The organism is Paenibacillus sp. FSL R5-0766, assembly GCF_037971845.1.
Taxonomy (GTDB): Bacteria; Bacillota; Bacilli; order Paenibacillales; family Paenibacillaceae; genus Paenibacillus.
This window is the reverse complement of record NZ_CP150227.1, coordinates 3,490,743-3,512,129: the sequence shown is the minus strand read 5'-3', so window position 1 is coordinate 3,512,129 and position 21,387 is coordinate 3,490,743. Positions and strand designations below refer to the sequence as shown.

The 21,387-nt window shown below is 42.5% G+C and carries 18 protein-coding genes and 1 pseudogene; 8 read left to right on the top strand and 11 right to left on the bottom strand.

Going from position 1 to position 21,387, the window contains the following annotated elements; genetic code table 11:
• Positions 1–169 precede the first annotated feature (169 nt).
• Positions 170–1,879 (top strand): histidine kinase, encoded by a 1,710-nt coding sequence (locus tag MKY66_RS15255; protein WP_076210675.1) that lies wholly within the window; start codon positions 170–172, stop codon positions 1,877–1,879.
• A complete protein-coding gene (locus MKY66_RS15250) occupies positions 1,879–3,228 on the top strand; it encodes a response regulator (protein ID WP_076210677.1) in 1,350 nt (449 codons plus the stop codon). Before MKY66_RS15255 ends, MKY66_RS15250 begins: the two co-directional genes overlap by 1 nt.
• Here the strand turns inward: MKY66_RS15250 and MKY66_RS15245 are convergent.
• Together MKY66_RS15245 and MKY66_RS15240 are read right to left on the bottom strand one after the other, a co-directional pair.
• Positions 3,222–4,088 (bottom strand): aldo/keto reductase, encoded by an 867-nt coding sequence (locus tag MKY66_RS15245; RefSeq protein WP_076210680.1) that lies wholly within the window; start codon positions 4,086–4,088, stop codon positions 3,222–3,224. The genes MKY66_RS15250 and MKY66_RS15245 overlap by 7 nt on opposite strands.
• On the bottom strand, positions 4,085–4,477 hold the full coding sequence (locus tag MKY66_RS15240; protein WP_076210682.1) for a metalloregulator ArsR/SmtB family transcription factor: 393 nt from the start codon (positions 4,475–4,477) through the stop codon (positions 4,085–4,087). Before MKY66_RS15240 ends, MKY66_RS15245 begins: the two co-directional genes overlap by 4 nt.
• 215 nt (positions 4,478–4,692) lie before the next feature.
• Between MKY66_RS15240 and MKY66_RS15235 the strand changes: the two genes are divergently transcribed.
• Positions 4,693–5,658 carry a LacI family DNA-binding transcriptional regulator gene (locus tag MKY66_RS15235; protein ID WP_076210684.1) on the top strand — a complete coding sequence of 322 codons (966 nt, stop codon included), beginning with the start codon at positions 4,693–4,695 and terminating at the stop codon, positions 5,656–5,658.
• A 91-nt stretch (positions 5,659–5,749) separates the two neighbouring features.
• On the opposite strand, the gene MKY66_RS15230 is transcribed toward MKY66_RS15235, so the two are convergent.
• The gene (locus tag MKY66_RS15230) at positions 5,750–7,072 is read right to left on the bottom strand and encodes a 6-phospho-beta-glucosidase (RefSeq protein WP_076210686.1); all 1,323 of its coding nucleotides are present in this window, start codon (positions 7,070–7,072) and stop codon (positions 5,750–5,752) included.
• A gap of 272 nt (positions 7,073–7,344) precedes the next feature.
• Here MKY66_RS15230 and MKY66_RS15225 point away from each other — a divergent pair, with 272 nt between their 5' ends.
• Positions 7,345–8,187 carry a PRD domain-containing protein gene (locus MKY66_RS15225; protein WP_076210688.1) on the top strand — a complete coding sequence of 281 codons (843 nt, stop codon included), beginning with the start codon at positions 7,345–7,347 and terminating at the stop codon, positions 8,185–8,187.
• Positions 8,188–8,414: 227 nt separating this feature from the next.
• On the top strand, positions 8,415–10,298 hold the full coding sequence (locus tag MKY66_RS15220) for a beta-glucoside-specific PTS transporter subunit IIABC (protein ID WP_076210690.1): 1,884 nt from the start codon (positions 8,415–8,417) through the stop codon (positions 10,296–10,298).
• Positions 10,299–10,436: 138 nt separating this feature from the next.
• On the opposite strand, the gene MKY66_RS15215 is transcribed toward MKY66_RS15220, so the two are convergent.
• The 7 genes from MKY66_RS15215 to MKY66_RS15185 form a co-directional block, all read right to left on the bottom strand.
• The gene (locus MKY66_RS15215; protein WP_076210692.1) at positions 10,437–11,198 is read right to left on the bottom strand and encodes a methyltransferase domain-containing protein; all 762 of its coding nucleotides are present in this window, start codon (positions 11,196–11,198) and stop codon (positions 10,437–10,439) included.
• A gap of 98 nt (positions 11,199–11,296) precedes the next feature.
• The gene (locus MKY66_RS15210) at positions 11,297–12,178 is read right to left on the bottom strand and encodes an aminoglycoside phosphotransferase family protein (RefSeq protein ID WP_076210693.1); all 882 of its coding nucleotides are present in this window, start codon (positions 12,176–12,178) and stop codon (positions 11,297–11,299) included.
• Between the two features lie 81 nt (positions 12,179–12,259).
• Positions 12,260–12,631 carry a hypothetical protein gene (locus MKY66_RS15205; RefSeq protein WP_076210695.1) on the bottom strand — a complete coding sequence of 124 codons (372 nt, stop codon included), beginning with the start codon at positions 12,629–12,631 and terminating at the stop codon, positions 12,260–12,262.
• Between the two features lie 489 nt (positions 12,632–13,120).
• A complete protein-coding gene (locus MKY66_RS15200; protein WP_076210698.1) occupies positions 13,121–14,359 on the bottom strand; it encodes a DUF418 domain-containing protein in 1,239 nt (412 codons plus the stop codon).
• A 105-nt stretch (positions 14,360–14,464) separates the two neighbouring features.
• The gene (locus tag MKY66_RS15195; RefSeq protein ID WP_076210700.1) at positions 14,465–15,421 is read right to left on the bottom strand and encodes an IS30 family transposase; all 957 of its coding nucleotides are present in this window, start codon (positions 15,419–15,421) and stop codon (positions 14,465–14,467) included.
• Between the two features lie 193 nt (positions 15,422–15,614).
• Complete coding sequence (gene map / locus MKY66_RS15190) at positions 15,615–16,355, bottom strand: type I methionyl aminopeptidase (protein ID WP_076210702.1); 741 nt, start codon at positions 16,353–16,355, stop codon at positions 15,615–15,617.
• Between the two features lie 157 nt (positions 16,356–16,512).
• Entirely contained in the window at positions 16,513–17,475 is a 963-nt protein-coding gene (locus MKY66_RS15185; protein WP_076210704.1) for a WYL domain-containing protein, read from the bottom strand.
• 130 nt (positions 17,476–17,605) lie between these two features.
• On the opposite strand from MKY66_RS15185, the pseudogene MKY66_RS15180 reads away from it, so the two are divergent.
• A pseudogene (locus MKY66_RS15180) lies at positions 17,606–18,473 on the top strand (GerAB/ArcD/ProY family transporter).
• Positions 18,474–18,594: 121 nt separating this feature from the next.
• Here MKY66_RS15180 and MKY66_RS15175 read toward each other — a convergent pair.
• Entirely contained in the window at positions 18,595–19,494 is a 900-nt protein-coding gene (locus tag MKY66_RS15175) for a sugar-binding transcriptional regulator (protein WP_256704212.1), read from the bottom strand.
• Positions 19,495–19,721: 227 nt separating this feature from the next.
• Between MKY66_RS15175 and MKY66_RS15170 the strand changes: the two genes are divergently transcribed.
• Entirely contained in the window at positions 19,722–20,486 is a 765-nt protein-coding gene (locus tag MKY66_RS15170) for an MBL fold metallo-hydrolase (protein ID WP_339807173.1), read from the top strand.
• A 27-nt stretch (positions 20,487–20,513) separates the two neighbouring features.
• Complete coding sequence (locus MKY66_RS15165; RefSeq protein ID WP_076210706.1) at positions 20,514–21,380, top strand: Cof-type HAD-IIB family hydrolase; 867 nt, start codon at positions 20,514–20,516, stop codon at positions 21,378–21,380.
• The last annotated feature ends 7 nt before the right edge of the window (positions 21,381–21,387 follow it).

Sequence of the window (21,387 nt, the reverse complement as noted above, 5' to 3'; positions counted from 1 at the left end):
CTCCAAAATGCCAAAATTTCAAGATCATCACCTCATCCTGAATCAATTTTAAAACGCTTTCATTTATAGCAGATGCTGCCCTTCCGCTTTTCGAAGGTTTGGCTTATATTAAAGTTAATCCGATCTGGATTTTAAACTTCTGCGTTTGACGATATGAAAGGAAACACATATGATCAGAAAAATGTATATGAAGCGATTCATCTATTTCTTTGTTTTTTTTCTGCTGCTGACGTTAAGTTTGTTTTTCGTGATGAACCGATTAAGCTCCAAGACACTTGAAGAAAATCTGATTGGCGCTTCCAAAAACCAGCTTGATTATGTGAAAGGCATTCTGGACGGGATTATATACGAGGCTAACATGTACGGAGTTCAATATGCAGCTGACAGTGATGTCCGATTTTATCAGAGGCATGTTATCGAGCTGAGCAATTACGATTCCCAAATGAAGAAAAACGATATTGTTGATCGCTTGCGGCAAACGCTCCTCTCCAGTCGATCGATTGAATCGATCGGCATTTACTGGAAGTCTGAAGAAACGTTTCTGTCCACTAACAGTACGCCGGAGGCGAGACTTCCGTTCAAGGATGTTCATCAACGGGGATGGCAGATCGTCGGCAATAGCTTGTATTATTTTGCCCTCTACCCTTACATCCAAAAATCCGGACAAAATGAACCGACTCAGTACGTCGTTGGTGTAAAGCTGAATACCGATTATTTGAAAAATCTGCTGAAAAAGGCTGTGAACAACGACAGCTCAAACGCTTTTTTTTGGTTTAATTCCCATCAGTTATGGAGTGAGAAAGAAGTCGACAATGATCTATTGAAAGCGGTTACCGAAATACTCTCTCCACAGCCGGAGATCACTTTGAAATATGATTATCACACTAATTCAGACGACTATTATGTTCTTTCCCGATATATTGAATCAATCGACGCCTACCTGATTACATATACACAGACGAATGATTTTCTGCAACCAATTGACCGCAACCGCAAAGTTTTTTTTGCCAGCATTTTAGCCATTTTCACGCTTGGTCTGGTTGTGATCTTTACGTTTTACCGGAACTATTACCGTAATATTCGTTTGTTGGAGCGGAAGTTTTCACAGGTAGAACAAGGCAATCATAATACTCGTATTACCGAAAATACGGATAGAGAGTTTTACAGCCTGTTCAGAAGTTTTAATCATATGGTTACCGAGATCCAGGATCTGTTTATATCCTTGAAAACCGAAACGGAACTAAGACGAAGTGCGGAACTTCAACAACTCCAAGCTCAGATCAATCCTCATTTTTTGTACAACAGTTTGTTTTTCATCATGTCGGTGGCTCAGTTTTCACCTGATTCTGTCATGCGCATGAGCAAACATCTAGCTGAATATTATCGTTATTTAACCAAGTTGGACCGGCATGAAGTCACGCTGGAAAGCGAGCTTCAGTTTGCGGAACATTTCCTGATTATTATGGCTCTTAGCAAAAAAATGGAGTATAGCATTGATCTGCCTCCAGAACTGTCCTCCCTTCCCCTGATGCCGCTGATCATCCAGCCAGTGGTTGAAAATGCGATTCAACATGGCATTGAAGGACAACAAGGTGCCCATCGGGTCTCGATTGATGTAAAACAGACGGAGGCTGCAATAACGATTAAGGTCTCCGATGACGGCAAAGGTCTTTCACTGGATGATATTCGTAGCCTGGAGGCTCGGCTTGAGAGTGATACCCCGCCTGAAGGAATTAAAGGCGTAGGGCTCTGGAATGTAAATCAACGTCTGAAAAATACGTACGGTGAACGTAGCGGGTTACATTTTACTACCAATTATTGGGGCGGCTTGTCCGTCCTGCTGCTCATCAGCATTCCCGAGGTGAAAGGAGATAACTAATGCGATTATTAATTGTGGATGACGGACATTATGTCGTTGAATATATGAAGCACTTGCTCGATTGGAACACCTTTGGCATTGATCAGATCGAGACGATGACCAATTCGATTGAAGCCCGAGAGATGTTGACTCAAAACCATATCGATATTCTAATCACTGACATCCGAATGCCTGAGGTGTCGGGTATTGATCTGCTTCAACATATCCACCAACATAACTTGCCAACCAAAGTGATCATCCTTTCCGGCTACTCTGAGTTCGAATACGCGCAACAAGGAATTCGTTTAGGTGCGCTCGACTATTTACTCAAACCTGTCGACAAAGATGATGTGGAGAAAGCCATGTCCAAAGCCATAAATAATATTACAAAGACACGGCCCGCTCAATCTGTCGCATGGGAGAACTTCAATGGATTGGGGTATCTACTTTCACTTCTTGGTCATAACGAGACATTAAGGAAGGAATATGATGCTTATACTGAATTTTTAGGGGAACGCCGTATGTGCTGCTTCAAGCTAGAGGGTTTCACACAGGAACATGAGGATGTTATAAAACATGCTGTCGGAGACAAATTGGATCGTCTCGTTTGGAATGCGGGAACGGGACTGTTCGGTCTTGTTCCGGAAGAAACTGCTGGGGAACTGACCATCAAACTGGAGCAATCAGTCGCGTCTCCTCCCTTTTCATTGACCGATCGAAACGTGACCCGACAGATGTTCTACCGATTCTTTCTTAATGAGGAAGTACACTCAGCCGACTTCAGCAGCATATTCAACCATTCTCCGTCATGCGGTGATTGGGAGTCTGCCGGAAATATCATTAAAAAATATGATCAAATCCACCTCCATAAGCAAAAAATAATCTTTCTCATGGAGACCATTCTATATGTATATCTGACGGACAAGGATCGGGATGACTCTGAAACTGTGGATTGGATATTCAACCTGTTACGGCATCCTGATGAACTATCCTCAACTCTCATGGATCGTGTCAGTCGGATCAGAAACAACAAACAGATGTCCATTCAAACCATCGTTGACAAAGTACAAACGTATATCGAAGACCATCTGTCACATGGCCTTAGCCTGGATGAACTGGGGAAAGTTGCACATCTCCATCCCGTCTACTTTTCCAAACTGTTTAAACAGGAGACAGGAGAAAATGTGTCAAACTACATTTCCAGGAAGAGGTTGGAGAAGGCTTCTCAACTGCTTCAAGATTCGGAACTCCGTGTAGCCGATATAGCGCAGATGGTTGGTTACCGAAAAAATCAATATTTTATCCAGTTGTTCAAAGTGGAATATGGAGTTACGCCCTACCAGTACCGCAGAAATATGATCCATCAATGAGAACGAATAAATAACTTCATCAAATTGATATAAAACGGGTTGACCATGTAGCCATTCGGACTTACGGAATATCTCTTACCCTTGTCCAACCGTCGTATTTGTTCCATTTCCTTCTCATTTAACTCAAAGTCGAATATATTGTTATTCTCTTTTATCCTTTGAGGATTCGATGATTTGGGGATGACAATAATTCCGCGTTGCAGATGCCAGCGCAAAATGACTTGCGCAACCGACTTCTGATGGCAAAGGGCAATTGCCGCCAGCTCCGGATGCTCCAGCAGCGCTTTGTTTCCCTGCCCCAACGGTCCCCAAGCCTCATGCAGAATCCGATGCCGAACCATATAATCGTGCAATTCGTTTTGCGGGAATTCCGGATGGGTCTCGATCTGATTTACCATCGGCGAAATCCGGGAATGTTTCTTCAAATGCTCCAGATGCCGGATCTCGAAATTGGCTACACCTATAACTTTGATTTTACCTGCGTCGTATAACTCTTCCATCGCCTTCCAGGCATTCACGTATTGAGGACCAGCAAAATGAATCAAATACATATCGAGATATGTTACGTTCAGCTTCTGGCAAGTCTGCTCAAACGCCTTTTTCGTCGCACGGTACCCCAGGTCTGTCGTCCATACCTTGGAGGTAACGAAGAACTCCTCCCTGGGAATGCCGCTGTTTTGGATGACCCGACCTAACACCGCTTCATTACCGTAAATTTTGGCCGTATCGAAATGGCGATAACCCATTCGAATAGCCTCCTGGACAGTCCTCTCGAAGGTCTCCCCGTTTTTGATCTTATATAGGCCGAACCCGAGTTGAGGAATGTCCACTCCGTTTGCCGCTGCGACTGTCTGATTCATTCGCAACTCCCCCTCCCCGTGTTTCCTATTTGTTGTTCCGATGCTTGTTCTTCGCATTGTGCTAGCAACTTTTCTATCTCGTTCACCAGGTTTTTCAACAATTTCAACTTGCTACCAGAGTCAAGGCTGTAATAGTTGAGAGTTCCTTCTTTACGAACACTTATTATCTGTGATTCTTTCAATATTTTCAGATGATGTGATACGGTCGGTCGGGAAAGGTGAGTCTTCATCCTGATCTCTCCTACGCGCATGCCGGGTTTTTGCGGCCCTTGAATCAAGGCAATGAGGATGGCTTGCCGGGTCTCGTCTCCGATCGCACTCAACACCTTCTGATTGTTCTTAAATTCGATAGCAATCGTGGTCGCAAGTTCCTGATCCAGGTAAATCATCCCCTTCCATTTAGAATGTGTAATACTTTTGTAGATACAGCCTATCACAATCTCGGATTCGGCTGTACATCGGGAAAGAAATTCAAGAACCTATTTTTCCCATGTCTTAAGACAAAGGATATATGTCCAGAGGATTACCTGGTCACAAATCGAGATGATGGCCTCTACCTTGTAAACAATTAAAATCGTGCTATCCTTATGATGAGGTGGATCAGATGGCAAATATTCAAGAGATTGCACGCCTTGCAGGCGTTTCTACAGCAACCGTTTCAAGGGTAATTAATCGACATCCTTATGTAAGCGATTTAACAAGAGAAAAAGTCTTGAACATCATTGAGCAATTGGATTATGTCCCTAATTCGAATGCAAAGTCCTTAAAAAATGGAGCGACAAAAGTCATCGGTGTTATGGGTGTTACTTACAATCCCCTTTTGATGTCACTTGTCCGTTCATTCCACATGATATCCCAAAAATACGGATTCAACATTATGCTTTTTATGACAGACGGAGATCGTGATAAGGAGCTTGTAGCGCTTGAGATGTTACGCAGTAAACAGGTGGATGCCCTTCTTTGTCTGGTTCGGACAATTGAGTGGGATATCATCGAATCCTACACGAAATATGGGCCAATTGTAACATGGCAGCGTCTTACCAGCGACACCATACCATCCGTATTTATGGACCAATATCAAGGTTATACGCTGGGTCTCGAATATCTGTATACCAGAGGTTATCGTAGAATTTTGAACGTATATTCGTCCAAAGGACAGAATACCTTGGAGCGAATAAGAGCTTATGAGGATTTTGTGCAGAAGCATGGGTTGAAGGACACCGGCTTTCCGCAATTTCATAATAAAGTCACCATTCATGATGGCGAAGAAATAGCGCGATGGTGGATAGAACAAACGGACAAGCCAGATGCCATTTCCTGTTCGACTGATGAGGTAGCAGCAGGTATTTTAACGGAGATTCAACGCTCGGGATTTTCGGTTCCTGATGATGTGGGTATCATGGGATTTGATAATACAGACAGCGCTCACCTGCTCGACCTGACAACCATCCATTACCCCGTGGATAAACAAGCGGAGAATGCTTTTAATATTATTATGAGTATGCTGGAAAATTCAGCATCCAATCTTCATCCTCTTCAGTTTAGACTGATTGAACGAAAATCTACATAAAACAACATCCCGTTAAACTTCATGAACGAACAACATTCAGGCCTGTCCCTATATGAGGGACAGGCCTGAATGGCTTCAATCTCTAAATAAATTAATTGTGAAATTGCGGAAGATGTTCTTTATGCGCTTCCAACATTTCATCTAAAACTACCTTAGCAATGTCACCGCTGGTAACGAGCGGATTAAGTGTGAATGCTTGTAGAGCGGTTGCATAATCTCCTGTGACCGCTGCTTCGATCGTCAGTTCCTCCATTGCCTTCATGACCTGCAATAGCCCTTTTTGTGCGGACGGGAATGCGCCAAAGTGAACAGGCTCTGCACCATGGGCTGTAATGATACTTGTAACTTCGATGGCACTGTTATACGGCAGGTCGCTTATGGCCCCGCGATTCTGTGTGTTGACTACCATATGCGTTCCCTTGTTGTTATATACGGAATTAATAACTTCACAAGCTGCGTCGCTGTAATAAGCCCCTCCGCGTTTTTCCAATTCCTTAGGCTTGTAATTCAGGTTAGGATCTTTATAAAGTTCAAACAAACTTTCCTCCAGGCGTTTCACAACCTGCCCGCGAGTTCCTTCGCCATTGACCGCTTCTACTTCCTCTTCAAGCATGCTGTCGGTCATGTAATAGTACCTGTGATAAGGACAAGGCAGCATACCCAGTTGGAGAATTTGCTCATACAAGAAACGCATGCTTTTTATATTTTCCACCATTTTTTCTGGCTCGGCATCAGGACCGTAGAGCTTTTCGATGGCCTGTTTAGTAAGCTCTTTACCATCTCGGTCATAAATTTTGTGCCAGTGAAGGTGATTAATACCGGCGAATTTGAAGAACAGTTCCTCTTCATTTTTTTCCAGAACAGCTGCTTCATTCTTGGAGGAAATAATCGGAACATTGCACAAACCAATGACCTTCTCCCATTTACCATATTGGAGCACAGCTTCCGTTACCATTCCCGCAGGGTTCGTGAAATTAATTAACCAAGCATCTGGGCAAAGTTCCTTCATGTCCTCAACAATTCCAAGAACGACCGGAATGGTACGGAATGCTTTGAACATCCCACCTGCTCCGTTGGTTTCCTGACCAATCATCCCATGGCTAATCGGAATCGTTTCGTCCTTAATGCGAGCTTCCAAAAGACCGACCCGGAATTGGGTGGTGACAAAATCGGCATCGGCCAACGCTTCTCTTCGATTAAGCGTCAAGTGAATATCACAATCGATTCCCGCCGCTTTTACCATCCGTTTAGCCATGGCTCCTACAATTTCAAGTTTCTCTCTTCCTGCTTCGATATCCACAAGCCACAATTCACGTATTGGAAGTTCATGATGCCGTTTGATAAAACCTTCGATCAATTCTGGGGTGTAACTCGATCCGCCGCCAATCGTCACAATTTTTAATCCCTTTTTCATTTTGAAGTCCTCCTTGTTCTATTGTGTTCTCAATTTGGACTCTATCTTGTGTAATGCATTACATGTCAAGAACTTTTTTAATGGAATTAAATGGTATTAATTTGTAACTTGAAACCGCTTTATCACTTGTGCTATAGTTACCTCAAATAAGGATTGTGACCGTTGATTCGGGCAATACCTAAGAAAGTTTGAATGCCGTTAACCAATTGGCGGCGTTTGAACTATCTTAGGTTTTTTTTATGCATATTGCAGAAAACAAGGAGCCGATGCACATGATTATTGAAAAAGTATTAAACAATAACCTTCTGCTGACCCGCAATACAAAGGGGAAGGAAGTCATCGTTATGGGTAAAGGCATCTCCTTTCAAAAAAGTGCAGGTGATGAGGTCGATGAACACAAGATCGATAAAATCTTCCATTTAGCCGAGCATGCATTTGCTGTAAAAATGGCTGAACTGATTCATGAATTACCCGCCGTTCATTTCGAAGTTGTGAACGAAATCGTAAAACACGCCAACCATGTCCTTGGTACTGAACTCAGCGACAATATTTATCTGTCCTTAACCGACCATATTAGTTTTGCCATCCAACGTAAGAACAAAGGTATGGTGATTAAAAATGCCATGCTGTTCGAAATTAAACGTTTCTATAAAACGGAATTCAGTATCGGATTGGATGCTCTCCAGTTAATCAGCGACATGATTGGAGTTTCGCTCGGGGAAGATGAGGCTGGGTTTATCGCCTTACATGTAGTCAATGCCCGACTTGACGGCACTGAAATGAAATTGACGATAAAGATGACTGAAATTGTCAACGAAATTTTGAAAATCGTCACGTACCATTACGGCACTGTTCTTGATGAATCGAGCTTAAATTATTCGCGTTTTTTAACACACCTTCAATATTTCGCCATGCGCTTATTGCGCCACGAGATTCACCAAAGCGGCGAAGATTTTTTATATCAGCAGGTGAAAAAGACTTATGTCAGAGCCTTTTCCTGCACTTGCAAGATCAACGAGTACTTAGAAAAAACGTATGTACAGTCCTTAAACAAAGATGAATTCGTTTACTTAACCATTCATATCCAGCGGCTTACTGAACGAAGCATTTTATAGCCCTATTTCTTTCAAGCTAAAACTTCATATACAACACATTAGGATAAAGGATTGTGACTGGTAAAGCAGGCAAAACCTGGACTGATGGCAAAATGATTTTTCTTTTTATTTTGCCACGAGTTCAGGTTTTGCTGCTTTTTGGAAGTGAAACGATGTAAGCCGGCACATCAGGAACGAACAGCTCACAACCTGAGATCAATTACCCATCATGAAGGAGGCAATATGCTATGAGTAATAAAGACAAAGAACTGTCCATACGTGTTATTGAACTTGTTGGCGGTGAATCTAATGTGAATGATGTATATCACTGTGCAACCAGGCTTAGATTCACCCTGAAAGATCATACAAAAGCGAATGAACAGGCGTTGAAAAATACAGCTGGAGTCATCACCGTTGTGAAAAGCGGCGGTCAATTTCAAGTCGTCATCGGCAATAACGTGTCCAAAGTTTATGAAGGAATCATGGAGCACACCAACCTTCAAGATGGCGGCAGCAAAACGGATACTAAAGAGAATGCAGAAAAAACAGGAATATTCGGAAAAACCGTAGATCTTATTTCCAGTGTTTTTTCCCCGCTGCTCAGTGCGCTAGCTGGAGCTGGATTGCTCAAAGGTCTGGTTGTTTTGTCTGTGGCGTTCGGCTGGCTAGATGACACCTCAGGAACTTATCTAATTTTAAACGCGGCATCAAGCAGTGTATTCACCTTTTTGCCCATATTTTTGGCAGTTACTGCCGCAAGGAAATTCAAAGCTAATATGAACGTATCCTTGGCTATTGCAGGAGCCCTGGTCTTTCCGACCATTTCCGCTGCGTTTAATAGCGGTCAAACTTATGATTTCTTAGGCATCCCCATTGTGCTTGTGATGTACACTTCCACCGTGTTTCCAATCCTTCTGGCGGTGTGGGTTCAATCTCATATAGAAAAATGGTTCAACTCGATTATTCACCAGTCTATCCGCAATATTCTTGTGCCGATGCTGTCGCTTCTAATTGTCGTCCCGCTTACCATTCTTGCTTTTGGACCGATCGGCAACAGTGTTAGTCAGGGGTTAGCTAGCGGTTTTACCTCACTCATGCAATTCAGCCCAATGTTGGCAGGAGCGGTCACCGGTGGTTTCTGGCAGGTCATTGTTATCTTCGGACTTCACTGGGCTTTCCTTCCAATTACTCTCAATAATCTGGCGACACTAGGCTATGACCTAATGCGGCCCATGTTGACCGCAGCCGTGCTGGCTCAAGCCGGTGCTTTGCTCGCCGTTATGCTGAAAACCCGCAATTCACAGCTTAAAACCCTTTCCGGATCTGCTACGATTACTGCGATTTTCGGAATTACGGAACCAGGCATTTACGGGGTTACTTTACGATTGAAAAAACCGTTCATTTACGCATGTATTTCCGCAGCGATCGGGGGCGCAATTATCGGAGTCGGGGGTGGTCGGGCAGTCGCTTACTCACTTCCCAGCCTGCTCGCTTTTCCTACTTACGTAACAACGGGGTTCGCCTCGGTTGTGATCGGTGTTTCCGTATCTTTTGTCCTGGCTTTTCTACTCACGTTGCTGCTTGGATTCAAGGATCTTAAGGCTACTGTTGAGGAGCAGCAGATTGAAACTTCTGGACAGGAAAAACAAGCGATTGAGCCAAGTGAATCTCGGTTAAACAAGGAAATCATTGTGAGTCCGCTGAAAGGCAGTGTTCAGCTACTTGAAGTTTTGCCTGATCCCGCCTTCTCTTCAGGTGCCATGGGACAGGGGCTTGTCATTGAACCCACTGATGGAATTTTGGTATCGCCAATCAATGGTGTCGTAACCACCGTATTCCCTACCGGTCATGCGCTCGGTCTGACCACGGACAGTGGCATGGAGCTTCTTATCCATATTGGAGTGAATACGGTAAAGCTAAAAGGACAATTTTTTGAGAAAAAAGTTAAAGAGGGCGATCGGGTTTCTTGCGGGCAACTGCTTGTAGAGTTTGACGCGGAACAAATCCGGACAGCGGGTTACATCACTGCCACCTCAGTCATCGTTACCAACTCCGCCAACTACTTGGACGTGTTAAAAACTACTGAACAGGAAGTGAAGCAAGGCGATTATCTAATGTCGGCGGTAGTCTAACGATTGGAGATGGATTACCTGTCGGTAATCGAACTATTTTCGGGTTATATAACTGTCTACTAATTCACTCATCCCGTATGATTAAAAAGAATCCACTCCGACAAAGGAGTGGTTCTTATTAGGGATAAAACTTTCAGTTTACTTACTAGCGACAATTGTAAATTCCCATGGAATGTTCTCATTTTCCCAACCACGATGCTCATCAAATTTCTTTATATTAAAGCCAGATGTAATAACAGAATTTATTATTTCGCTAAGGGTATACAGCCTAATCGAAACATCTGGAAAGTCTTGTTGTTCATCTTGAGAGAAATAATGTTTATATGCTACATCACCACTATGTAATTCTTCGTCAAAGTAGTTTTGTTGGATTGGGTATTCGATTTTAGAATTAGAGGAAACGATACATCTTCTTAAAGGATGAAAGTCACTCAAAATCATTACACCATCATCTTTTAGTAATGAGAACAGTAGAGACATGAATTTTTCAATGTCATTGAAATAGTGTAAAATTCCTCCTTCCAAATATAACATGTCAAAATGAGCACTATACTTTTCTAAGTCTATATCATAAATATCAGTAACAACATATTGTATAGACACATTGGCGGAATGTGCCAGTTCTAGAGCATATTTTTTATTTTCTTCAGATATATCAAATACGGTTACATCTGCGCCTAACAGCGCTATTGGGACTGCTTTTCTTCCATTTGAACCACAAAGGTTAGCAATCCTTTTTCCTGCAATCTGTTCAAAATACTGCTTATGTTTTTTTAGCTGTACTAGGGGATTAGCTAATATTTGTTGTGCTTTTTCCTTAGGTGATCCATCTCGTTTGTTCCAAAATTCATATGCCCGATGTTCCCATGCCACCTTATTTTTAGCACTTTGTTCATTCATACTAAGTCAAATCTCCCTTCTATTACCCTATTGTGAAAACGTATACAATTCTATAGTAGAATATGGGCTGACGCCCTAGCCTATATAAACAACTATACTCAACACTCCACCGAATTCCTTAAAATAAGAATATTCTCTTGAAGGAACGTATGATTTTTTTCAATGCCTCTATTTTTACACCAAACAACTGCGCTGAACGCATCGTAAAAATCGTAAAATGGCAGCACTCTTTCCAGAGGCAACATAGGTCGAATCGATTGATAACCTTTAATGAACGGTATCTTTGTTCTCGGATTGGCTTTCCAAATATATCGATTAACTTTTGTAAAATCTATTTCCGAGGAACCACTACGAGCACTCTCGAAATCAATAATGCCAGCAACCTCGCTACCATTCACCAATATATTACCTGGTCTAAAATCCATGTGAACAATGCATGGTCCGTCAGGATGCGGTAAAGCAGAGAAAACTCCATCAAAGTGATGAATACATCTCTTATACAATTCAGAGTCGAGAATTTCTTTACATGGCTCTTTCCACTTTTCAAAATTACTTTTGATATGTAATCTCCAATTATTTTGGTCAAGTAACTTAAAACCATCGCTTACATGGTAACCATACCCAGGAGTATTAACCTCATGGAGCATAGCATGATACACGCCAATCTGAAAAGAAAGATTCTCATCAATCTCTCCTGTACTAGGAATACCTTTAATTGCTGAAAGGAGCAATGCTCCAGCAGCACTTTCATCCCCGTACCAGATGTCCAATACCTTAGGAACCGGTATTACACCCTTTAATTGTTCAAGCATCTGAAATTCACGGAATAGTTTATCCTTATTAAATGGGATTTTCACAAACACGTTTTCTCCACTGACAAGAGTAAGTTTGTATACATCAGAACTAAATGACTCTGGAACATCTTCGATATTTAAGACATTCAAATTTAGCTTTTCTATAACTTTTAGAATGGTATTCATATGTCGCCTCCTGTTTTGGAAGATTTCTTCCGATTTTATTACGAGGTCGCGAAAAGAATACATGGGTCAAGGCAGAGTATTCTATGAAAAATATTTTCCTGAGTGTAAATCTTCTATTTCTTGAGAAAGTCTTTTAGTATGTAACTTCATATAACATTGAGCTTTTTGGAAAATATCTGTATGCCCGCCTAGATCATACAAGATTGTAGTAGATAACACTTGTACAATATAAAGGCTCGTTTGAGTTGCCATCCATTCAAAAAAATTGAAAAACTTCTCAATTTGTTCTGTATCATCATTTTCACGAAGCAATCCTTCAACATAAGTAGCCACTTCATCACCAAAAAACACATGTCCTAGAAACTCTTGATATAAATCCAAATGTTCTATATAACAATCGTGGAATTCAGGAAAAAGTTCTAAGAATTGATTGATTAAAATACCTTTGTCCATTCTCCAAGCTCCCTACTTCTTACCTACACATACTCACTGTTCTTTTCGTTTAAAAAACATCTTGCCAACCATAAGTCCCATAGCAGATGAGCAGATCAGATACCCAAAGAACAAGAAAAGTAAATAAACACCATGAAGATCTGCAGGAATCTGTTTCAAACCTTCAAACCAAGCAAAACGAAAAGGATAAAAGATGACTACCCAAATGATCAGCAAGAAAAGAAGAAAGTTAATTATTTTTAGCACAATAATGATCCTTTCAAGCTTGATTGGACACAGTTGAATGTATATGCTTCATCTTTCATTTCGCATTACCTTACCACTGCCCGCACTATAATAGTTAGCTTATGTATTAGGGTTGATATGTTGAATCTATAAATAATTACTAATTATAACAGGAAACATTAGGAAGATGATCGTTACGGCATAAAGAAGCCCTTTCTTTTGGAGAACGAGCTTCTTTTTGCGTTTCACGATAACACTTTATGCTTAATGGACACCAGGCGCGTTTTCATGCGAAGATAAGTTCGATCTTTTCTTCTTTCTTGGCTGCCCTTTCCAGGACAGATATGTCCAAATCCGTAGCAGGTACTCGACAGGCCCAGTGCTAAATTTCTTAAGATATAGCGGACTGAGCCACAATTGAATGCCGTAGACTGCAAGTGCAATAATCGCTCCGATAAACACGCCAACACTTCCAAACAGTCCCAGGCCATATCCATAGAAAATTGTCGTACAGATTACGCTCTGCATCAGGTAATTCGTCAACGAGAGACGGCCGACCGCCTCGAACCTGTCCATCAGGCTGGAACGGCGGTTTCCAGCATACAACAGCGCAAATGCGTATATGTATCCCAGCGCAAGCAACGATCCTCCAACCGTCCCCCCGATACCGATACCGAGCCAACCTTCCGCACCCAATTGTGGCGCCAATACGCCGTATGCTTTGAGTATCAAACCAACTGGGATCAATAACGATGCCCGGCGAAGATACATAGTCCGCATCGATTGTGGATCGCTAAACGTGCCGGTTCTGGCAGCGTGCATGCCGAGCAGGAACATCGGCACTGTCATGAGTGGCGCTAACATCAGGGCTATCAGGGCGTATGACAGCTCCAAATCCCCGCCGTATGGATCGCCGTTATTACTGAAATTCCTTATTTCCGCGTATGTGCCGCTACCGTATACATCCTGACTTTGAATGATGTAGTTCTCCATATGAATGGACTCAATCGCCAGCGGGTTCATCGGATTAGATGCCGGGAGACCAAGTATCCCCGCTCCCATGAGTAGCAGTACCGCCCAAATGAGCAGCGTTATAGGCTTCCGATTAAGGAACATGAGCAGGAAGAAACCGAGTACGCCATAAAAAGTCAGGATATCCCCTTCCCACAGATAGATGATGTGCAATAATCCGATTCCAAACAGTAGTAGAAAACGGCGTGCCAGATGACACTTTGGTCGTAAATCTCGTGATTTTAGGCTTTCCGAGAGCTTAACCATTCCAAAGCCAAACATAAATGCAAAAATCGGCATAAAACTGCCCACCACAGTGATCAGCAGGAAGGAGAGGAAAGCCTGATCTGCTCCACCGATCCCGAACAGTTGGGGTTTGCTCTGGCCATAGATTCCATATTGGAAAGCCAGCATATTCGCCAGCACAATGCCGGCCAGACTGAATCCGCGCAGTCCATCAATGACTTGAACGCGCTTTTTTGATGTGCTCAATTAATCACCTCTGTCTATAACATAAAGATCAGATCTAAATATACGTTAAATCCTTCCATAATTTCAACATAAATTAATAAGTGAACGTTTATATTTGACAGATTGTCAAACCAAGTGCGACAGTTCCTCTGTGAAAGATTCGTGAGCGGTTCTCCAGCCCAAGCATTTTCGGGGTCTGTGGTTAATCAGATCCAGTGAGTGGCCGAGATCTTCATCCTCTACTTGAGCGAAGTCGGTGCCCTTGGGATGAAACTCCCGCAGTAGTCCATTCCCATTTTCGTTGGAACCGCGTTGCCAGGAAGAATACGGGTCAGCAAAATAGACGTGAAAGCCATGTGTGTCTTCCAGGTTTGCATAGCAAGCAAATTCCTTGCCTCTGTCAGCCGTGGCTGTAAGGAAGGTGCCTTTAGGGTACTGGGAGATGGCTACACCAAGCGCAATTTCCATGGACAAAGCGGTACGATCCGGCATGAGAATGGCGGTATACAGCCGGGTTTTGCGTTCAATGAGCGTGGCTACGCATCCTTTACTTTTCCCACGACCTGATACGACGGTATCCAGTTCCCAGTGCCCAAACGTTTCTCGGGAACGAACCTCATTGGGGCGATCCGAAATGGATCTGCCGATAGCGAATTTACCGCGAGTTTCTGTGGGTTTCTGACGCTTCCCTTTGTGTCGAAGGACCTGTAACACGCCTCGAACTAGACGTCCGGCATAGAGCCAACGATAGATGGTTTTAAAGGAGACCGACGGCAGGCCTTGGATGCGGAAACGTTCCGTGATCTGTTCCGGAGACCACGTTGCCTGCAGTTTTTCCTCCAAGGAAATAGCTAAGACTTCGGACCATTTACCAGGTGAGACAGAAGCCTTACGACGCTCCTCATACGCGCTCTGAGCCTGTTCTGCCTGATAGGCTTGCGATGAAGTAGCACGATTCAATTCACGACAAATCGTCGAAGGATGTCTTCCTAATTCTTTTGCGATGCCTCTTGAACTTTGACCTTGCCGATGGAGGATTTCTAGCTTGCTGCGCTCGATTATGCTAAGATGTCTGTAGCTCATGGTGGATTCTCCTTGTGTGAATGGTTGTTGTGGTGACTTCATTCTACACGAATCCGGCCATGGGCCATTTTTTATTTATTTCCAGCGGGTGTCGCACTTCATATTACAATCTGTCATTTTGATTTACTTTGACGTACCAATAAAACAAAATCAAAAAAAGTCGCTAAATTTAGCGACTTTCAGTTTGAACACCTTAAAGAGTGACAATAATTGGACCATTTTTAGTAAGAATAATGGTATGTTCTATTTGAGCTACATAGCTGTTTTTAGTAACAAAGGTCCAGCCATCTCCAGTTTGGACTACTTCTTCTTCTGAAGTTGAGATAAATGGCTCGAAAGCAATAACCATGCCTTCTTTTAACAATTCATCATCCGATGGATCATTATAATTATAGATGTGGTCAGGTGCTTCGTGTATTCCACGTCCAACACCATGTCCTGTAAGGTTTTTAATAACCGTTAATTCATGCTGTCTGGCAGTTTGGAATACGGTTTTCCCGATTCCGCTTTTTTTGGAGCCCGGTTTTGCTTTTTTAAGGCCTGCTTCAAATGCCAGTTTAACAACGTCGCATATTTTCGTTAACACTTCTGCACCTTCGCCTACGACAAACGAGATTCCCGTATCTGCAAAATAACTGTTCTTGGAGCCAGACACATCAATATTGACGATGTCCCCTTCTTGAATAACCCGATCTCCCGGAATACCATGTGCCACTTCTTCATTAACACTAATACAAGTAAATCCCGGGAAATTATATTCACTTTTTGGAGCAGAAACTGCGCCAGCTTTCTCAAAAAGCTCTCCTGCCAAATCATCAAGTTCTTTAGTGGTTATGCCTGGGATGGTTCTTTGAACCAATTCATCTCTAATAGAAGCTACAATTTTGCCAATTTCCTTCAAGCCATTAAAATCTTCTTCTGTTCTTGCGATCATTTTTTTCTACCTCACTATCTTTTATCATTAAATGATTACATAAGTATTTTTTTGATTGAACATTAGATAATCATATCCAAAGCAGCAAAGCTTCGCAACTTTTTTATCAAGTTCACAGATCAAAATTCGATGAGTTCCAATACTGTCAGTGAAGTTGTTAAAGTTGATAGTATTCCATTAACTCGGATACCACAGCAACAAGTTTGTCCTTCAAGCGCCGTGGTTCGATGACTTGAATGGATTTCCCATAGGAGAGGAGAAAATAGGGGACGTATGTATCAATTGATTTTTCATCAAATAAAAAGATGGCTTGATTAGAAGTCCGTTCTTTCAGATAATGTCCCATAAACCAATGCAGCCCCAAGTCGTCCAATGCCTCTGATCGGCCTTCGATAACCAAGGAAATTAACCCCTCTTCCCCTCCTACATCAGGCAATAAATTTTGCAGGAAAAATTCACGAGCAGAAAAAGCTTCCGAACGCTTAAAGCGGAGCGGAGTATGCTTGATTCGCAGAATCCGATCTGCCCGAAAGCTGCGGAATTCATTTCTCAAGTGGCAAAACGCAATGGTATACCATTTATTATTCCAGTAAACCATTCCATACGGGTCTATTACTCTATTCTTGGGTTGTTCATCTCGGCTTCTGAGATAATCAATTTCGACAGAACAATCATTAGCCACGGCTTGCTCCAATTCCGCCAAGATTGACTGAACGGATGGATCTCCCATGCGATTGATAACGTTAAACCCGGCTAAATGACGGCGAAGTGTGTTTTCCTGATCCTGATTTGAATACATTCTCAATTTGGATGTCGCATTGTCCAATGCCTCACTCAAAGGGTATCCAGCTTCTTTTGCAAAAACAGCAGCTTGGAGAAGTGCCTTTTTTTCATCAATATCAAATAATAGAGGTGCTTTGATATGCTGATTCAGCAAGCTATACCCGCCGTTGTGACCTGTATCGGAAATAATCGGTACTCCACTGGTGCATAATGCATCAATATAGCGATATACGGTTCTTATATTGATTTCTAACTTTTCGGACATCTGTTTTGCAGTTACTTTGCTGCCTGAATTCAGCATCCATAGCATGGCTAACATATTATCGTTCTTTGGCATAACCTACATCCTCATCTTCAATTCGTTATTGGATATCACTACATTATATCAGTACGGCATATTTTACATAAAACAACTGCATTGGGCGATACTACCTAGAAATATATTCTCCGGTTTGGAACGAAGGCCAATGAAGCAATCCACAACTAATATTAATACCTCTGAGGTCATTATTGTAGTTATCAATTCAATACTCGGAGCTGGAATTCTAACACTCCCTCGCACAATTAGTAAAGCAGTAGGAACACCAGATGTATGGATTGCTGTCATTTTATCAGGATTAATTGTAACCACAATCAGCATTCTTCTTGTAACCTTGTGTCGTAGATTCCCCGGTAAAACGGTGTTCGAATTTATACCCGAAATCACAGGTCAATGGATTGCTTATCTATTGGGACTTTTAATTATCGTGTATTTTGTTGTTCTTTGTTCATTCGAAGTTAGAGTCATGGCCGAAATTACTAGTATGTATATCCTTGAGCGTACGCCTACTTGGGTCACCATTATGGTCAGTCTGTGGATTGGTATTTATATGTTAACGGGTGGCAGCAAGATGTTTGAACTGAATAACCTCAGACCACTCCTGGGCGCTGGATTCATGCCTGTGTTGAAGGGTCTTAAACCTTCGTGTCTCTCCTATTCTGGATATGAAGTTTTGAAATTGAGGGGTTTCTTTTTGAGCGATATGAATCGTTGTACATTGTATTTTGGCTGATGCAGATCTTTGCAACCTATGCTTTTAAACACTATTTTGCGGCAATCGGGATCCGAGATTTGTTTTGTCTCAAAAATATTACGAGCATACAATTCGCGATGTTGCTAGTCTTATATGTAATTGCTTACTTGCCTAAAAACTGGAGGAAACGTTAGCTTTAGGTGATTTTCTTGGCAATATATCCATTTTTTTGTTTGGCTTGTTACTGCTGCTGCTGATCATTAGTTTTGTTCGTAAAAAAAGCGGGAAGCAGGCTTCTAGTGAAGCCATAAAAGCAGGCTAAATGGTTAGTCCTTCTTGTAGGTGCACAGGAGAACCTTGTCGTTCTCCTGGCTTCATGAATATACAATTAGTCTCGGCTTCAACTTGTTTCATTAGCCAAACGAAAGGATCTTTCCCGAACATCAAATTTTTGTAATATGACTTGCTGTGGCTTCATCCGTAATGAGCATATTAATATATCCACCCCGCAAAGCAGCCAGTATGCAGTCTATTTTGTGCAAACCAAAGGCCATGCCTACCACCGTTTTAGTCTTCTTTAACTGCTCCAGTCCAAGGCCAATGACTCTATGATTAATGGGATGCTCGGTGATTGTACCTTCACGAGTAATAAACACAGAATTAATATCCGCTACCGTGTGAAGTGCTTCTAATTCAGTTAACACTTGCTCATTCAGATAACCCGATCGTTCCATCGTTGACATGGAATACGGATTTCCGATCCCAACCAGCGCGAGATTAATATTCTCCCCCTCTTTAAGAACGGCCGAAATATTAGGCATGCCAATAATTTGCTCCCTTAACTCTTCTGTTTCCACAACGGCCGGAGCATATAACGTATCACAGGTTACGCCCATTTTTTTGGATAACTCATAGGCGATCTGATTAGAGTGCATTTCATTGCGCGAATTCCCTGTTCCACCCACCAGTGGAATGATTTTGACATTCTCTTTTTTCTCCAAAGGGAACTCTCGCACCATATGATAGAGCGTATTGCCCCATGAGACACCCACACGGTCACCGTTTTTAATTAATTTTTGGACAAATTGAGCGGCAGCCTTGCCTACAGCACTCGACAACAACTCTTTATTCAGATCCTTGGTTGGAACGACCAAGACCTGTTTGAGGTTAAATAAGTCTTCCAGTTTTTTCTCCAATTTGGACGTTTCGTAATCATCATCATGAATGACAATCTCAATAATGCCTTCTTCCTTCGCACGTTGCAGCATCTTGGAGATGACTGGCCTCGATACACCTAACTTCTCCGCAATCTTCTCCTGTGTCCAGGATTCATAATAATACATCTTACAGACTCTTATCATATTTTTGCGTTCGTCTATATTCACATATAAGTCCGCCTTTGACGTTTAAATTTCCCTTCTAACACATTTCCCACTATAAAATGGGATTCGCGGCGGAGTCAAGCCAGGATAACTTTGCCAAAAGCAGTTTTACAAAAGATTGACTTTCGGTTGACACGAGAGAAACAAACCCTTTTTACAATTGTAACTGTGCGGAACATTTGTAAAGAATGCAGATCAAGACAGACAGAGGTGCAAAGATGAATGTGAAGATATTAGGTTACTGGGGTGGTTATCCCGCCGCTGGCGGAGCAACTGCGGGATACCTTGTAACCACAGATGAAGGGCAGATTTTGTTGGACTGTGGTAGCGGCGTTATGAGTAAGCTCCCCACCGAGACATGCGTGGAAGATCTATCAGGTGTTATTTTGTCTCACTTGCATCATGATCATATCGCGGATTTGGGAGTCCTCCAATATGCTGCAGCGGGTGCGATCCGCAATGGTCGCATGTTGAATAAACTGAAGCTGTATGCTCCGGATAATCCAGTGGATATTCTGAATGGTCTATATGGTGAACATACCGAGGTCATCTCGATTGATCCTTCATCCAAAATTCAGCTTGCTGGCGCAGAAATCGAATTTGTACAGGTGCAGCATACCATTACATGTTATGCCGTTAAGATCACATATCAAGGCAAGGTGCTGGTGTATTCCGGTGATACCTCGTACTGTGATTCTCTTATCGAACTCGCTCGGGATGCAGACATCTTTCTATGTGAGGCTACCATCTGTGAAGGCAGTGTACACACAACTGGCCAAGGACATATGAATGCTCTTCAGGCAGGCATGATTGCTGGTCAGGCTAACGTCAAGCAGCTCGTCCTTGTCCATCTTCCCGGAGATGGCGATCTGGAGTTCATGCGGGATGAAGCAAGTCGCTCTTTCCAAGGACCTGTGGATATACCCGAACCACTTCGTATGTATGTTGTGTAAGTTAATCAATCCGGGAGGAATATGTTCATGTACAGATTGTTAGCCCTTGATCTGGACGGTACGATGCTCAATCCAGATAAAATGATAACACCTATGACACGAAGTTCCATTCAACAATTAATCTCAGCGGAAGTGAATGTCACGATTGCATCTGGGCGATTTCCCGCTTCCGTATGGTCACACGCTAGGGAAGTCTCCATGAATTTCCCACTGGTTGCACTAAACGGTGCCGTGACGGTAGATCCCTTGACAGGACAACTGCTTGATTGCGTTGCGCTGAAAATAGAAGATATGCTGTTCATGTTGGATGTCATCCAGCAAGAAGGAGCCTACATCCATTTCTATGGATACAATGTCCTCTATGTTCAAGAGATTAATGATATCAATAGGAACTGGGCCATCAACAATAGGGTCAACAGACCGGAATTGGATTCTTTCGAAGAACGTGATGAACTTGATGCTATAGAGGCTGATTTTATTCGCTTCGTTGAAGTCGGAAAGGATTTCAGAACCTTTGTAAACCAGATGCCAGGCATGCTGTTCAAAGCAGCCGTGATCTGTACAGACCACGACTCACGCGAAAACCTGTTTCGTACCCTTGAAGAATCAGGGTTATTCCAATGTACACGAACAGGAAGTTTGCGGTTTGATGTTAATTCAGCCGGAGTTAGTAAACGAGGCGCACTGGAACGTTTATGTCATGCACATCAGATCGAACGCGAACAGGTAGCTGCAGCCGGGGATTATGATAATGATCTGGACATGCTGCAATGGGCAGGATTAGGAATCGCCATGGGAAATGCAGAGCTTCATGTGAAGGAAATCGCTAATGTTGTCACTGGCAGCAACGCTGAAGATGGCGTTGCACAGGCAATCCATACGTTTTTACTCTAATCTATCA